12 protein-coding genes and 1 pseudogene are annotated in these 15099 nt (G+C 45.8%); 8 read left to right on the forward strand and 5 right to left on the reverse strand.

What is annotated here, in order from left to right; all coding sequences use genetic code 11:
* Positions 1-96: 96 nt before the first annotated feature.
* The gene (locus OCV20_RS24880; RefSeq protein WP_050647695.1) at positions 97-594 is read right to left on the reverse strand and encodes a hypothetical protein; all 498 of its coding nucleotides are present in this window, start codon (positions 592-594) and stop codon (positions 97-99) included.
* A gap of 139 nt (positions 595-733) precedes the next feature.
* Positions 734-1267: a dihydrofolate reductase family protein gene (locus OCV20_RS24885; RefSeq protein ID WP_162290807.1), complete on the reverse strand. Its 534-nt coding sequence runs from the start codon at positions 1265-1267 to the stop codon at positions 734-736.
* 93 nt (positions 1268-1360) lie between these two features.
* Here OCV20_RS24885 and OCV20_RS24890 point away from each other — a divergent pair, with 93 nt between their 5' ends.
* Together OCV20_RS24890 and OCV20_RS24895 are read left to right on the forward strand one after the other, a co-directional pair.
* Complete coding sequence (locus tag OCV20_RS24890; RefSeq protein WP_086774039.1) at positions 1361-1924, forward strand: TetR/AcrR family transcriptional regulator; 564 nt, start codon at positions 1361-1363, stop codon at positions 1922-1924.
* Positions 1925-2085: 161 nt separating this feature from the next.
* Positions 2086-3618: a phospholipase D family protein gene (locus tag OCV20_RS24895; protein ID WP_086774038.1), complete on the forward strand. Its 1533-nt coding sequence runs from the start codon at positions 2086-2088 to the stop codon at positions 3616-3618.
* A 123-nt stretch (positions 3619-3741) separates the two neighbouring features.
* Here the strand turns inward: OCV20_RS24895 and nfsA are convergent, their stop codons facing one another.
* The 3 genes from nfsA to OCV20_RS24910 form a co-directional block, all read right to left on the reverse strand.
* Positions 3742-4464, reverse strand: coding sequence for an oxygen-insensitive NADPH nitroreductase (gene nfsA, locus OCV20_RS24900; RefSeq protein WP_086774037.1), 723 nt, complete (start codon positions 4462-4464; stop codon positions 3742-3744).
* 188 nt (positions 4465-4652) lie between these two features.
* Entirely contained in the window at positions 4653-5765 is a 1113-nt protein-coding gene (locus OCV20_RS24905; protein WP_086774036.1) for an OmpP1/FadL family transporter, read from the reverse strand.
* A 140-nt stretch (positions 5766-5905) separates the two neighbouring features.
* Positions 5906-7306 (reverse strand): DUF1254 domain-containing protein, encoded by a 1401-nt coding sequence (locus OCV20_RS24910; protein ID WP_050643429.1) that lies wholly within the window; start codon positions 7304-7306, stop codon positions 5906-5908.
* Positions 7307-7548: 242 nt separating this feature from the next.
* Between OCV20_RS24910 and OCV20_RS24915 the strand changes: the two genes are divergently transcribed.
* The 6 genes and pseudogenes from OCV20_RS24915 to OCV20_RS24950 all read left to right on the forward strand — a co-directional run bounded on the left by OCV20_RS24915 (position 7549) and on the right by OCV20_RS24950 (position 14959).
* Positions 7549-8700 (forward strand): anaerobic sulfatase maturase, encoded by a 1152-nt coding sequence (locus OCV20_RS24915; RefSeq protein WP_086774035.1) that lies wholly within the window; start codon positions 7549-7551, stop codon positions 8698-8700.
* 124 nt (positions 8701-8824) lie between these two features.
* Positions 8825-9613, forward strand: a complete 789-nt coding sequence (locus OCV20_RS24920) for a LysR family transcriptional regulator (RefSeq protein WP_238382727.1) — start codon at positions 8825-8827, stop codon at positions 9611-9613.
* A 185-nt stretch (positions 9614-9798) separates the two neighbouring features.
* The gene (locus OCV20_RS24925) at positions 9799-11337 is read left to right on the forward strand and encodes a sulfatase-like hydrolase/transferase (protein ID WP_086774034.1); all 1539 of its coding nucleotides are present in this window, start codon (positions 9799-9801) and stop codon (positions 11335-11337) included.
* 61 nt (positions 11338-11398) lie between these two features.
* Positions 11399-12076 carry a hypothetical protein gene (locus tag OCV20_RS24930; protein WP_086774033.1) on the forward strand — a complete coding sequence of 226 codons (678 nt, stop codon included), beginning with the start codon at positions 11399-11401 and terminating at the stop codon, positions 12074-12076.
* Positions 12077-12088: 12 nt separating this feature from the next.
* Positions 12089-13538, forward strand: a pseudogene (locus tag OCV20_RS25955) (DUF1254 domain-containing protein).
* 176 nt (positions 13539-13714) lie between these two features.
* Positions 13715-14959, forward strand: coding sequence for an NADH:flavin oxidoreductase/NADH oxidase family protein (locus tag OCV20_RS24950; protein ID WP_086774032.1), 1245 nt, complete (start codon positions 13715-13717; stop codon positions 14957-14959).
* Positions 14960-15099 lie beyond the last annotated feature (140 nt).

Raw genomic sequence — 15099 nt, forward strand, 5'->3', positions numbered from 1 at the left:
TTTGAAACGATAAACAGTGCTACATTTGAATTATTGTCAAAAAATAATTGATAATAACTTGGGTATTATGTGCTACTAGGCGTAGGTGAGGAGTGTTTAGAAGCCACCCGCCCACGCATCAAAATCGTCAATGTTGTCGAGCTCTTCTTTAGTTCTTGGGGTTGGGTAATAAGGCAGAGCCAATCTTTGAGCGGAAGGTTGCAGTTCCCAATCGGGTGTAATCTTGAGTCGGGTTAATTCGTCGTTGAGGCGTACAAACATATAGTAGCCATCGGCATGGGTATTGGCGTAACTCGCGATTGTGGCGATATCACCAGAAGGTAATTTTACGTCTCGACCGAGTGGATAGAGTTGGTGCAATGCGAAACTCACTTTGGGATCTTCAAGTTTGCCTTGCTTAAAGCGTTCTAATCCGATGGCGGTTGAAGTCGTGCGCGGCTTCCACCCTGTGAGGAACAACCCACTTAAGTTATCTTGGAACGGCTTACCCTTTCGATTGCCTTCATTGGTAATGAATTGAACCGTCAGCGTGTCTCCCGATTCTTGCAGAATTTCTAAAAACTGTTCACCAGTGCGATCGACCAAAAGCTTCATAATATCCAGCTACCATCAAGAATGAGAGACAATAAAGGGTACTACTATAAGGAAGGCTTGTGTAGAGACGATAAAGGTTATGTAGCGTGAACAATGTTTTCGGTGTTGATCCTTTCATGCCCTTAGATCAACAACAGCTTTAGCGCTTACGTAAGTAATGAGTTTGCACGATCTCATCAAGGTACGTCGTGACGCCTTTCAACGTAAAATCGACGGGAGATACTAAGTCACCAAATAACGGGGACCCACCACCAAGCACGATAGGAATGGTCGAGATGACCAGCTCATCAATCAGGTCTTCTTTCAGGAAGTTTTGAATGGTGATGCCGCCATCAATGTACAAGTTCTTTAGGCCTTTGTTATTCAAATCCGCGACAATCTGTTTAAGCTCGCCTTTCATCAAAAATACTTTACCTTCAAGTTCTTGAGGTACTTCATTCAAAGTGTTGCTCAGTACATAGACTGGCTTGCTGTAAGGCCAGTCGATACCAAAGCTCAACACCATATCCATTGTATTTCGTCCCATGACCAGTGCATCGATACGATCGGTGTGGGCGTTGTAACCCATGTCGTCACTGTCTGGATTTGGAATCGCTTGCAGCCAATCTAAGCCGCCTTGTTTGTCCGCAATGTAACCGTCAAGGCTGGTTGCGATGAATACAATATTTGACATTTTTAACTCCGATATCGATGAGAAACTTGGCATCTACACGGTAATAAATTAAAATATTCTACAGTGTAGAAATAAAGTTTAAGAGGTGACGGTATGACTGTCAAGGATCAGAAACGAGGTCGACCAAAGAGTGGATCAAGCCAACTCAGCGCCGAGAGAATTCTCACCATTGCTAAAAGCATGATGCGAGAGAGTGGCAAAGTGCCAAGCATTCGAGGATTAGCGACAGAACTCGGGGTCGATGCGATGGCCATATACCATTACTTCAAAAACAAAAACGATCTGCTTGAGGCAATCACGGTTTCTTTGATTGAAGAAGTTGCGAAGCCAGAGCTGACCCAAGACTGGCGAGATAACCTTTATCGGCTCAGTGTGAGTTACTTGTCGATGCTCAACGAATATAGAGGCTTGTTAGAGACCCTATTGACCATGAAATCCCTCGGGCCGATGGAGGTATTTAGTGAACGTTTTGAAGCGGTGTTGAGCCCGTTAGCGTTAACCGAAGAGCAAGCCAAAAATGCGTTGGACTTGCTGGTGGACTATTTACATGGTTACGCATTGGCGTTGAACTGTAACCCAGACCGAACAGAGCTCACCATTGACATGGTCGAAAAGCCGCTGAGTTTATACTGTTTGGCGCTCACTCAACTTAAGTGATTTGTAGGCCAATTTAACGACCTTTAAATTTATACTGGATAATTACCTATAAATTTCAGGATTTAGCAGTAATAATCAATGAATAGATCGGAATAGCTTGTTCATTGAAAAGCTGTACGGAAAGTTTCTAAAGACGCCATCGTGAAAAGGAAGTCAGATACATGCCTGTGCTCCAACGCATCAGTTTAACGTTAATCTTAATCGCCGTTTTAGGTGGGTGTTCTTCACTTCCTGAAGGCATCGATCACCCGACAGAACCGCCAACCTCTCCTGCACCTAGTTCTTTATCGGTTCTAACCAATGAATTTCAGCCTGAAGCCTTAGAGCAAGGCACCACTGCGGTTCGTCTGCAAGAGTCTGGTTGGGATGCCTTGGCACAGCGATTAGCGCTGGTTGAAAGTGCCGAGCACACCATCGACATTCAATACTACATCTGGAACTCTGACGAATCGGGCAGTTACTTAGCCAGTCGTTTGTTAGCCGCGGCCGAGCGCGGTGTGAAGGTTCGCGTAATGCTGGATGATATCAACCTTAACGAACGTGAAGGTTTGCTGTCGGCATTGGATGCGCACCCGAACGTCGAGATTCGTATCTTCAACCCAACACCAACACGCCGTGGTTTCAGTAAATGGCTGAGCTTTGTCGGCGACTTTTCTCGTTTAAATCGCCGTATGCACAATAAGTCGTTTACCGTAGATGGCACTTTGTCTGTGGTGGGCGGGCGTAATATTGGTGATGAATACTTCGACCTTTCTGATGAAATCAATTTCCGAGACCGCGATGTATTAGTCATGGGTTCGGTAGTTAATACCATCCAAACAAGTTTTGTTGAATACTGGAATAGCCGTTGGTCTTACCCTGTCGATATGCTGGGTGACGACGAACAACCTGATCTCTCAAAGATAGATAATATTGTCGTTCCGCACTATCAAAATTACCCTGAATTACCATTAGACCGTGAGGCTGCTGATAGTTTGCTGAAAGAGGTGATTGGTGAGATGACATGGGTGAATGCGCGTTTTGTTTACGATCAACCCGTCCCTGATGATTCAGACAATACCGATGAACCGAAAGCGACCGCGATTCTTTTAGGGAAATTAGCGAGCGAATCGAAACAAGAGATCTTGCTGGAATCCGCTTACCTTGTATTCGATGATGGTCAGCTTGAAGAGTGGCAGGTATTGAACAACAAGGGCGTTGAGATAAAAGCGCTAACGAACTCTATGGCGTCTAATGATCTGGTGACCAATCACTCCGCTTATGCGGGCAGACGTTACGATATGTTGGAGCATGGCATCGACCTGTTTGAGCTAAAACCAGAATCTAAGCTGTGTGAAGCATCGACTCAAGACGTGTCTAAATGTGCACCTGAGACGGCCTATGGCTTGCACGCTAAATCAGTCGTATTCGACCGCAGCATCGCGAGCATCGGCTCATTTAACTTCAACTTGCGTTCTACTTACCTCAACACGGAATCGGTTTTGATCATCGAGAACAAAGAGATTGCTGAAACATTAGCAGACACCATTGAGCAAACGATGAGTGAAGATAATAGCTGGCGCTTGGAACTGGAAGACGGTGATGTGTATTGGTATTCGGGCGAGCAAAGTTGGGACAGCGAACCTGAAACGGGTCAATGGGAACGAATGCAATCAGGCTTTTTGCAATTGCTACCGATTGAGAAATATCTGTAAGCTAGCCGCCTCCGGATAAATAAAAATGTCAGCGTATATTACGCTGACATTTTTGTTTGTGCTGCTGTTTGCTGTGGTTTGTTGCAAGCTGTTAACGGCTTAACGGCTTAACGGCTTAACGGCTTAACGCTTGGTCAGCTGCTTGCTGTTCAAGTAAGGCAGGATATGCGGGCGAGATTCGCCAGATAGCTTTTGCGTGATCTGTTGTGACCAACTGCTCTGCTTTTGGTTGCTTGAACGGCTTGCGTAGTAGCTTTGCATCGAATCATCGTAGCTGGCAATTTCATCTAGGCTCAGCGATTGGTATTGATTTTCGTGCATGACTACGTGAGCTGGAAGGCGAGGCTTAACTTCTGGTTGCTGTGCCGGGTGACCTAAACACATTCCGAACAATACGGCGGTGTGTTGTGGTAGTTCTAACAGTTCATCGACTTGTTGTGCGCTGTTACGCAGCCCACCAATATACACGCCACCCAAACCCAGAGACTCAGCAGCCAGCATGCAGTTTTGCGCCATGATGCCAGAATCTACCGCGCCAATCAGGGTCAGTTCAGTAAAGTCGGTTTTCACTTCAGGGTTGATTTGCGCGTGGCGTTGATAGTCGATACAGAACACTAAAAACTCAGCCGCATTCTCAACGTAAGCTTGATTGCCTGCGTATTCAGCTAGCAACTTGCGCTTCTCTTTGTCTGTCACTCTCACGATAGAAACAGCCTGCAGTAAGCTCGATGATGAAGCCGCGAGACCAGCCTGAATAATCACATCAAGTTGTGCTTTTTCAATCGGTTGATTTGTATATTGACGAATGGAGCGGTGCCCCAGAATAGTTTCAATCGTGCTGTTCATAACTCTCAGACAGTCCTTGTGATGATGGCGTAGAGAATCACAATAACGACAATTACCATGAGCGTAAAGGGTGTTTGAGCCTTTCTGGTTGGCGGAATGATATTCATGAATTTAAAAGGATTGCTGTCACAGCCAATCCTTTTTTGTACGGTTTCTTGCTAGAAGCGAATAACGCTTAAGAGTTCGCTTTAATGGCGGAGAGACAAAGTGATGAAGTGAACTCTGTTGGTTGAATAGCTGCCAGAAGGCTGAAATAGTCCAGAGTCAGCATTAATTTCACCATGGCCTAAATCTTGGTATTGGTAGCTCAATCCTAGATGTAAGTCATTGGATATCTTCTTCTCAGCGCCGAACCCGATACGCCACTGTTTATCGAGTGGAAGTAACACATCTCTGTTTTGACTGCTTACTGGGCTCGTGTCACCGCTCACTCCGCTGTACAGCAACCAATCCTCATATGCGTATTCCACACCAACCCCAAGAGAGTAGGTGGTTGAGTATTTGTCATCATAATCTTGCCATGTCTCCATGTTGGAGCTGAGTAGAAGGTTTAAGTCTTCATTTAATGAATGCTTCAACCCTAAGTTTAAGCTTCGAACCCACGTCAGTTCAGAGCTAATTCCAAAAGCGTTGGCGGTATCAAGGGAAAGGTCGTGATCAAATTGGCCCTGATAACTGACACCCAATTGTGTGTTGTCACTGATGTGGTGATTGAGACTCAGGCCGAACCCTAGATCAAGGCTATCCCCTTGAAGTTCCCGACCATTCAAAGCTTGGGTTTCAAGCGCAGCGTGCTGCAATATCAAAGAACTACCAAGAGACAGTTGTTCATTGACCTGATATGACAATGACGACGTTAAGTTGAGTGCCGAAATGCTATTTTCTTTGATTAATAAAGCAGGGTGAGCGCCAACGCCGTGTGAGTATTCAACGCCAGTGCCGCCAGCTGCGTGCAATGCTGCGCCGACGACCCATTGGTCATTTAACCTTGATGCGTAAGACAGGTGAGGGAGAATATCGGCGCTGCTTCCTGTGGTCGACGCCGAGTTATCGTCACGGACAAAAGTGGTTTCAACATCGAGGTATTGAACGCCGAGAATCCAAGCGCTTTCTTCAATGGCCGATAACCCCGCAGCGTTGGTGATCACTGCGGATGCATCGTTCGCGGTTACGTTTCCTGCGCCTGCTGTGCCAACGCTTTTGGTTGTCGCAATCTGAGATAGATTTAACCCTCCCGCATGAGCAAGAGAGCCGACTATCCCTGTTACTAACAGAGACAGTGTGATGAAAGGTGTTTTCAAGAATAGAACCTCATTTTCAGTGTATGAGTTATGTTGCTAGCAGTTTGAGTCATGTATTTAGGGATAGAGCGAATTGCCACGAGCGAATATTAAGAACGCCGCGGCAATTGACTTGATCTACTTAATTGACCTAATTGGGGCTAGAGTTTTTCAACTTGTGGCAGTGGGTATTCATTGTCGAGAACAGCTTGAGTTGGCTCATACAGGCGCATGTGAAGATAGAAGTCATCTTGAGGTGCTGGTAGCCAGTTACACGTTGGATCAGACGGTTTTACGTATTGAATGCATATTGGCAAGGTGCCGTCTTCTGCGTATTTCAGCTCATCTTTACGATTGGTTGAGATGGAGTAACGTTGAATGAAGTTCTCAACCATGAACAGGTTTTTAGCGTCGTACATGGTCAAAGACCAAAAGGCGTCAGCGGGTGCATCGGCAGGCATGGTCATTCGATATTGATTGTCTCCCGACAGCTGCTCACCATTCGAGTCCGTGTATCGATTTGGGTAGAGTGCTCGCTCTGGCACATTCAAGCCAGCCGCACGCATATTGATGCTCGCTCGGCTCAGGTAATCATTTCCGTAACGGCCACCCTCGTACATCATCGACCAGCCATTATTGACATCACCGATGCTTCGACCTGCGTATTGAATGATCTGTTGTGAAGACTCAATCGCGCGCATTAGCCCTTTTTTCTGTGCTGAAGTTAGCGCTTCAGGGTTAAAGGGGGTCGATCCTCCAATACCAATTTGTTGGAATTGATCAACGATGGCTGCATCTTCTGGAATCGGGTTTTTACGTAGCTCACGGTCAATCAATGAATACCACTCTAACCCTTCAGGCCTCGCCATGGGTGGGATGCGACCTGTCGAAGCTTTAAGTTCTACGATGTCATGCTCTGCGCCGAGTTGATCGAGTGGGTAGCTGAGGAATTTATCGTGAGTAACCAATGCGTCATTGAGATCTTGCTCGCCAAATACGCCCGTTCGTTGAATTAACCAAACCATAGGAGTGCGAGACTCTACGACACGATCAATCCCCTCTGGCACTTCGCCAGCCCATCCTTTGTTGACCAAAAGCACTTTTGAACCTTGGTCGCCGACATTCTTCACGTGCAGATCTTCAATTGAATCTGAGTAAGCATCCAATAACTGAACAATGTAATAGCGGTTATCGGTGCGAGGAATATCAATCACCATTGGACCTGACAAATCCAGATCGTAGTGAGCTTGTGAATAGAGCGTATCGTTGTTGACGGTAGGTACAATTCTATCCTGAGGTCCGGATAGAACGCGTGTTTTACCCATCTCATTCAATGGTGCCATGGCGTTGTCCATCGGTGCATCAACAGATGTGGTCGTTTGCCTAACCGCCGCCACGGTTAATGGGCCTGTACCATAAATAAATGCTTGAACACCGAGATTGTAAGCGAGCTCTTCTTCAGGATTAATAGATTGTTGGGCAAGGGATGGCATCGCGATAATACTGGACAAAGAACACACTAAACTGGTCAGTACACTTTTCTTATAGAGGAGCTTTCTCATGGAACACCTTAGATCGTAGGAACAGAATTAGGCATTTATCATATGAGCAAGTGAGATTAAGGAGTGTAATAGCCGATATTAAGGATGTTAATAGTCGCTTTTTGCCTTTCAAGTGATTGTTTTAATTAACATTGATTTAGGTTGGTGAAGCGACTCTACGACGTGTGCAGATAGGGTGCTTGAGGCGCTATTGTTTGATTGATTTTCGGTTGATATGTTGGCAAAAAAGTACGGGAATCGATATGAACACATCTACTTATCCTTTTAGCTTATTCATTAAAGCAGAAGGAGCTCAGTGCAATCTGGATTGTAGCTACTGCTATTATCTCAATAGACAAGATGTCGATAAGAGGTCTTCAATGTCTTTGGACATGATGGAGCAAATTGTCGGTGCTCATATCGACGCGCAGCCAATGAAAGATCAGCAAGTGGACTTTATCTGGCATGGTGGCGAGCCTATGTTAAGAGGGCTCGATTTCTATGAAGCTGCGATGAAAGCGCAGGCAAACAAAGCGACAACCAAGCTGGTCGTGAATACGATGCAGACTAATGGAACCATGATTAACGATCGCTGGGCGAGTTTCTTTGCTAAACACAATTTCATGATGGGCATCAGTATCGACGGGCCCAATATTCTGAATGACATCGCTCGGATCGACAAAAATGGCGAGTCGTCTTTTGAACGCACAATGCGTGGGATGTCTTACCTAAAGAAGCACAATGTTGATTTTAATACGTTAACGGTCGTGAACAATAAAACCTACAAACACGGTAAAACGATCTATCAGTTTTTGGTTGAAAATGGCAGTGGTTACATGCAGTTTCAGCCTTGTATCGATCATGAGTTAGACAGACGAACAGGGCATGATTGGTCGTTAACCGGTGAGCAATGGGGGCAATTTCTTTGTGACTTGTTTGATGCATGGAGCGCCAATGATGTCGGTAAAGTGTATATCCAGTTTTTTGAAAACTGTTTAATGGTGTTGATGGGTTACCAAAGCCAAATGTGTCATCACAGCGCGACTTGTGGACAGCAATTAATGGTTGAGCATGACGGCAATGTTTACAGTTGTGACCATTATGGGTATCAAGATCATCAATTGGGCACCATGAACAGTGATAAGCTTGCAACTATGGCGAGCTCACCAGAACAAATCGCGTTTGGCACCAACAAATATGATGAGTTAAACAGCACTTGTCGACGTTGCGATTTTGTTGAACTCTGCCAAGGTGGTTGTCCTAAAAACAGAATAGCAACAACCGAAGATGGCAGTCCGATGAATCATTTATGCCAAGGGTATGAGATGTTTTTTCGTCACGCATTACCCAAATTATTGCCTATGGTAGAAGCGATGAAAAAAGGGTATTCGCCAGCGTACTTTCCACTTTTCTAAATCATTTGGAGTAGGGCATGACCAAAGACCTAAACTTACTGCGGCTCATTTTGGTGCTTAATGAGACTCGTCAAACGGTGAGTCTCATTAAGCCTTGAACGTAAGTCAGCCGACGATCAGTGTCATGCTTCGTAAGCTCAGAGAACAATTTGATGATGAGTTGTTTGTTCGAGATAAAGCAAGGCTTGAACCCACCCCAAAATGCTTAAAGCTTATCGAAACCTTGCCTCTGCTATTAGAACAGTTAGATAACCTTTACATACCCAATGATGAGTGGGGGTTGGAAGATTTAAGAGGGGAGGTTCAAATCATGTTGCCTTCCCCGCTGTTGATCCCAGTGGGTGTGCCACTAATCAAAAAGCTGACCAAAGAAGCGCCGCAAGTGACGTTTCAATGCTCACCTTGGTTAGATAACGGCGTCCAGTCCCTAGAGACCAACCGAATGTGTTGGGGAGTGAGCTATCTTCCTATGGACGTCAATAAAACCCTGACTGAACGCCCAGTTGGCTTTGATAAGTTCATGTTGGTGCTAAGAGCTGACCACCCAATTCAAGGTAATTCCCTTGAGGACATTCTGAAATACCCACTCTGTATCAATATGATCCCTGGTTACATTCAGCCGTCCAAGACGGAAATGTTGATCAAAAAATACGACTTAGATAAACACATCGGGCTCAGAAGCAACAATATGAATTTGATGCTAGAAGTCGTTAAAGACAGCGACTTCATCTATGTAACATCGTCGAAATGCCGCTATTTGCTTGATCACTCTTATCGTTGTATCGACTTACCGCCGGAACTGTTGAAAGACACCTATCGTCGAGAATTGGCACTGTTTACTCATCAAGCAAACCGCAATAACCCGTTCACGGATTGGCTTCAAAAAGAAATTACGTCGATTATTCAATCCTAGTGTCACGCTACTATTCCCTTTAAATAACTCCCCTTTCTAACAGCCACTATTAAGAATCGTAATAGTGGCTATCAAGCCATTTTGGGCCTCTTTCTTATACCATTTATCTCAACAATGGTTCGCTGAGACATGCACAATTTTCGTTGTGACTTCAGCGATTTACTCATAGTGAATGAGGGTTATAAATGTATAAGTCTTTTGTTAAATCCGCTCTGGCGCTTTCGGTACTGGCGAGCGTCAACGTACATGCAGCGAGCCAACCCAATGTGGTTGCCATCATGCTCGATGATGTTAGCCCAACGGATCTGTCTGCCTACCACCGCGGCTTAGGCGCGGTGGATACGCCGAACATTGATAGAATTGCCGAACGCGGCATGATGGTCAGCGATTACTACGCACAAGGCAGCTCTACCGCGGGGCGCTCTGCCTTTATCACGGGTCAATATCCTTTCCGAACAGGCTTAACGTCTGTCGGTCAGCCGGGCTCTTCACTTGGCCTTCAAAAAGAAGATCCAACCTTAGCCGAAATGTTGAAAGACAAAGGCTATGCGACCGTGCATGTCGGTAAAAGTCACCTAGGCGATAACAATAGCCACCTGCCAACGGTGCACGGCTTTGATGAATTCTTCGGTTTCCTTTACCACCTCAATGTTATGGAGATGCCTGAACAGCCGGAATTCCCAACAGACCCTAACTTCAGAGGTCGCCCTCGTAATGTTCTTCACACTGTCGCTACCGAGAGTGTGGACATGCAAGAAGGCCCAAGATTTGGTGTGGTTGGAAAGCAAACGATTGAAGATAAAGGTCCTTTAGGCGCTAAACGCATGCAAACCGTCGATGGCGAATTTTTGGAGTTTGCTACAAATTGGCTTGATAGACATGAAGCGGAGAAAGACGAACAACCTTACTTCATGTGGTACAACCCAACTCGTATGCACCAAAAAACGCACGTACGTCCGGAATATCAAGGCGCGAGCCAAATCAACACCTACTACGATGGCTTGATCGAACTGGATGACCAGATCGGTGTGCTGCTCGACAAGCTTGAAGATTTAGGTGAAATTGACAACACCATCATTCTCTTCACCTCTGACAATGGCGTAAACCTAGATCACTGGCCTGATTCCGGCTCCGCATCATTCAGAGGACAAAAAGGCACGACATGGGATGGCGGTTTCCGTGTGCCTATGCTGGTCAGCTGGCCAGATAAAATCCCTCAAGGTGAATACACCGATGGCTTCATGACTTCTGAAGACTGGGTGCCAACCATTATGGCTGCAGTGGGTGAAGGCGACATTAAGCAAGAACTGCTTGATGGAAAAGAGCTAAACGGCGAGCGTTATCAGGTCCATTTGGATGGTTATAACCAGCTGGATATGTTGACCAAAGGCGAGCCGAGTCAACGTCATGAGTTCTTCTTCTACAACGAGCAAGATTTGAATGCGTTCCGAGTTGATGATTGGAAAGTGCACCTAAAAACCAAAACGGAGTGGATTGCGCCTCCTGAAGAGTGGCCACTAGGGATGCTTGTTAACATCAAGGCTGATCCTTATGAGCGTAGCCCTGATACTCGTGGTTGGTTCTTATGGATGAAAGAGAAGTCTTGGGTATTACCAAAGCTGCAAAAATCAGCGGCGGAATATCAGAAGTCACTCAAAGCGTTTCCACCAAGACAGAAAGCCGGTGGTATTGGTATGGCAGACAAATCAGTGGTTGCTGACTAGCGCCAAATACGACTAATGCAAGGTGTGCTGTAACAAGCGCACCTTACTACCGGACAACAATATGAAGAAACCGTTACGTCTGCTCACGGGCACTTTTTCCACTTTAACACTCTCTATCTTTGCGCTTATCCCCTTTGCATTTTCCATCTCCGCTCAAGAAGAGCCTGCCAGTGATATGGCTGACCCAATGGCCGTTTATACGGGAGGTGAACTTATTGCGGGCAATAAAGGGCTTGGCGCTACCTTCCAGTTTGGCGTGAATCGTGGCGATTGGGGTGTGTTGGGTAAGCTGGAAGGCAAAAATAACTTTGAAAACTATCGAGCACGATTCTTCACTCCCAATAAGAAAACGGGCACCGGCTTATTTGTTGATGCTGGACACGACTTCTCCAACGACGATCTAACATCGAACTACGCCTCTATTGGTGTGATGCAAGCATTCGAGTTAAGCGACAAATTTAAACTCTACAGCGCCATAACGTATGGAAGGATGTGGGAAGAGAATAACCAATTTCAAGACACTCAGATCATCAGCAGTATTAACTACTTAAAGTACGATTTTGCTGACCAATTTTATCTTCAACTCGCCCCTCAATACACCTACGGATTGGACGGGGAGAACACACGAGATTTCTCTGCTGAAATGCAGCTGGGCTACAAGGTCGATAGTGACAACATCATCATCTTTAGTGGTGATACTGACAACAACACTTGGATCACCTTCCGTACTCGCTTCTAGTTAGGACATTAAATGATGAAAAAAAACATTCTTGCGGCAGCACTGGCTTGTGCTTTCATGGTTGCACTTCCATCTCCGGTACTCGCGAGCCAATCCGTGGACGCGACCAGCGCAGCTGTGGCAACAAAAACAGCAATGGGGATAAAAACGGAAACTCTCCCCGTTGAGATGGCGAGTTTAGCGTCGCTCAAAAAGGATAATCAGTTATTGGCACAACTTGCCTACGAATACGCGTACTCGATAGATGAAGCCTACAAATACTTTTACAAAACCGTCGTTGAGCAAGACTACCCTTTGAATCGATTCCAAAATATTCGAATACTTGCTGACGACACTTACACTGCGCATCCGACGATTAACAATGACACGTTACACTTGATGGGTTGGATGGACCTAGCGGCAGAGCCGGTCATCATTACGATTCCAGACCATGATGAAAATCGATACTGGTTGTTCCATACCATGAATATGCAGCACTTTACTGACTCGGCTTTTGGCTCTCCACAGCGAGGCACAAAAGGCGGCAGCTTCATGTATGCAGTTGAAGGGTGGAAAGGTGAAGTGCCTGCGAGTGTCGACCAAGTCGATCTATGTCGAGCATCCGCTGGTCAAGATGATGGGTCGAATTATGGACCTTGGTGGTGACGATTCTGCAACTGCTCAAAAGTTAATGGATCAATGGAATATTAGGACATTGTCGGAATACTTAGGTCAGAAAGGGCCAGATCCTGTTGAGCGCGAGTATCCAGCCCCTGAAGACTCTAATTGGGTCCAGCGAACCAATTTCATTTTGTCTGAAGGAACAATGAAGGCGCATGACCAAAAGCTGCTTGAACTGTTCGAGTACATTGGCTTAGGAGATGTTGAATTAGGCAAAACCAATCATCCATTTACGAAAGAGCAGCTTAGTATGATCGAGTCCGGTCAAAAAGACGGACTGGAACAAATTATTAATGCGGGCTTTGATGATTCATGAGACGTATTGGGCTCTCGCGATGAAATGACCAAGGTTCCAAGCTTTCAACACGCCTACGGCACCTTAATGGGCCAATGGGGGTTGCCTGCAAAGCACACTATGTATAGCGGTGACTTCTTTGATAGCGAAGGTGCTGCGCTCGATGGTAGTAAGTATGACTACACGGTGACCTTCGATGCGCCACCGCTAGAAGAGGGTGGTTTTTGGTCATACACGGCCTACAGTGGTGAAACCCGATTGATGGAGAAAAATGGCTTAAACCGTCACTCCCGTGGAGACAGAACGCTAACGCCTAATGCTGATGGCAGCTACACCATTTACATGAGTAGCGATGTAAAAGGACATGAAGATGATCCTAACTTCTTACCTATCCCCGATCATCAATGGTATTCAGTGTTACGTATGTACACGCCCGGTGAAGAGGTAAGAACAGATAAATGGAAATCGACACCATTTACCAAGGTCAAAAAATCCACGATAAAGTGATGACTTAAATTGTCTGTTTAAGGTTTTGTTTATAATCGATTAATGCCAGCTGCTATGCCGCTGGCATTTTTTATTGAGCGAAACTTGCTTTGAAATAGGCGTTAAATGCTCAGAACTGTCGGATAAAATAGGGCATACTGGACGCAATATATAGACCAAAGAAAGTAACCACGCGCATGAATCCAATCTGCCTCAACGACCCTTTTTCTCTTCCTAATGGCCAAGTGATCAAAAATCGCCTGTTCAAATCGGCAATGAGTGAACAGCTAGGTGATAAACACCATAACCCTAAGCAAGGTTTGGTCACGCTTTACCAGCGTTGGGCTCAAGGAGGAATTGGCCTATCCATGACGGGTAACGTGATGGTCGATAGAGGTGCGCTTGGTGAACCTAAAAACGTTGTGTTGGATGAACACAGTGACTTAAGCGTATTTCGTGAGTGGGCGAAGGCTGGAACACAAAATGGTTCGCAGATATGGATGCAATTGAACCACCCAGGAAAGCAAATCCCTAAATTCTTATGTGATAGCCCGGTTGCTCCTTCGGCTATCTCTTTAGAGCGTGGATTAGAGAAAGGCTTCAATACGCCACGAGCTCTGACTGAGACGGAAATAATCGCAATCATTGATAAATTTGCGCTGAGTGCAAAGCTATCAAAACAAGCGGGTTTTACTGGTGTGCAGATCCACGGTGCTCATGGTTATCTTGTCAGTCAGTTTTTGTCTTCGAGACACAATCAACGCCAAGACAAATGGGGTGGCTCACTCGAAAACAGACTTCGTTTTGTGCTTGAGGTTTATCGTGCGATTCGAAAAGAGGTCGGTGACGATTTCCCCGTCGGGATTAAGCTCAACAGCGCCGACTTCATGAAAGGTGGCTTCACTGAAGAAGAGTCGATGCAGGTTGTACAAACATTGAGTGATAACGGTATCGACTTGATTGAGATCTCTGGCGGCACCTATGAAAGTCCATCAATGATGGGTTCAAAGAATAAGGCTGAATCAATCAAGGCCAGCACGGTAAAGCGTGAAGCGTATTTTATGGATTACATGGTGAAGGCGAGAAAACTCGTCAGCACACCGCTGGTGGTCACGGGTGGTTTCCGAACCGCGCAAGCAATGAATGAAGCATTAAACACCTCGGCTACCGATTTTATTGGTATTGCACGCACAATGGCGGTTGATCCGGACTTCCCTAACAAGTTAATCGAAAACCCTAGCCACGGCATGCCGCTAACCGTGCCAACCACAGGAAAACCTGTATTAGATAAGGTAGCAATGGTCGGGCTGGTTTGGTATGAACATCAGATGTGGCGCATTGCCTCTGGCAAGAATGCCGACCCTAAATTAAGCGCATTAGGTGTGGTGGTAAAAACAATTCTCAGCGCCGGCTGGCACGCTTTCAAAAAACGCAGAGCGTAAGCAGTCATGGATTGTTGAAGCAGAACTTTGAGAAATTGAAGTTCTGCTTTTTGTTTGTCTCTTTTTAAATTCTCGATAAATACGTCGTAGGGCACCCCAGCCAGTCTTTGTTGTGGCACTGATCGAATACCAACATGAGT

It is taken from the genome of Vibrio coralliirubri, assembly GCF_024347375.1.
Classification (GTDB): Bacteria; Pseudomonadota; Gammaproteobacteria; order Enterobacterales; family Vibrionaceae; genus Vibrio; species Vibrio coralliirubri.

Excerpts from the sequence above, each read along its gene's own strand:
- nfsA (WP_086774037.1), bottom strand. The coding sequence starts at position 4,464 with ATGAACAGCACGATTGAAACTATTCTGGGGCACCGCTCCATTCGTCAA.
- OCV20_RS24925 (WP_086774034.1), top strand. The coding sequence starts at position 9,799 with ATGTATAAGTCTTTTGTTAAATCCGCTCTGGCGCTTTCGGTACTGGCG.
- OCV20_RS24895 (WP_086774038.1), top strand. The coding sequence starts at position 2,086 with ATGCCTGTGCTCCAACGCATCAGTTTAACGTTAATCTTAATCGCCGTT.
- OCV20_RS24910 (WP_050643429.1), bottom strand. The coding sequence starts at position 7,306 with ATGAGAAAGCTCCTCTATAAGAAAAGTGTACTGACCAGTTTAGTGTGT.
- OCV20_RS24885 (WP_162290807.1), bottom strand. The coding sequence starts at position 1,267 with ATGTCAAATATTGTATTCATCGCAACCAGCCTTGACGGTTACATTGCG.
- OCV20_RS24880 (WP_050647695.1), bottom strand. The coding sequence starts at position 594 with ATGAAGCTTTTGGTCGATCGCACTGGTGAACAGTTTTTAGAAATTCTG.
- OCV20_RS24950 (WP_086774032.1), top strand. The coding sequence starts at position 13,715 with ATGAATCCAATCTGCCTCAACGACCCTTTTTCTCTTCCTAATGGCCAA.
- OCV20_RS24890 (WP_086774039.1), top strand. The coding sequence starts at position 1,361 with ATGACTGTCAAGGATCAGAAACGAGGTCGACCAAAGAGTGGATCAAGC.
- OCV20_RS24920 (WP_238382727.1), top strand. The coding sequence starts at position 8,825 with ATGCTTCGTAAGCTCAGAGAACAATTTGATGATGAGTTGTTTGTTCGA.
- OCV20_RS24930 (WP_086774033.1), top strand. The coding sequence starts at position 11,399 with ATGAAGAAACCGTTACGTCTGCTCACGGGCACTTTTTCCACTTTAACA.
- OCV20_RS24915 (WP_086774035.1), top strand. The coding sequence starts at position 7,549 with ATGAACACATCTACTTATCCTTTTAGCTTATTCATTAAAGCAGAAGGA.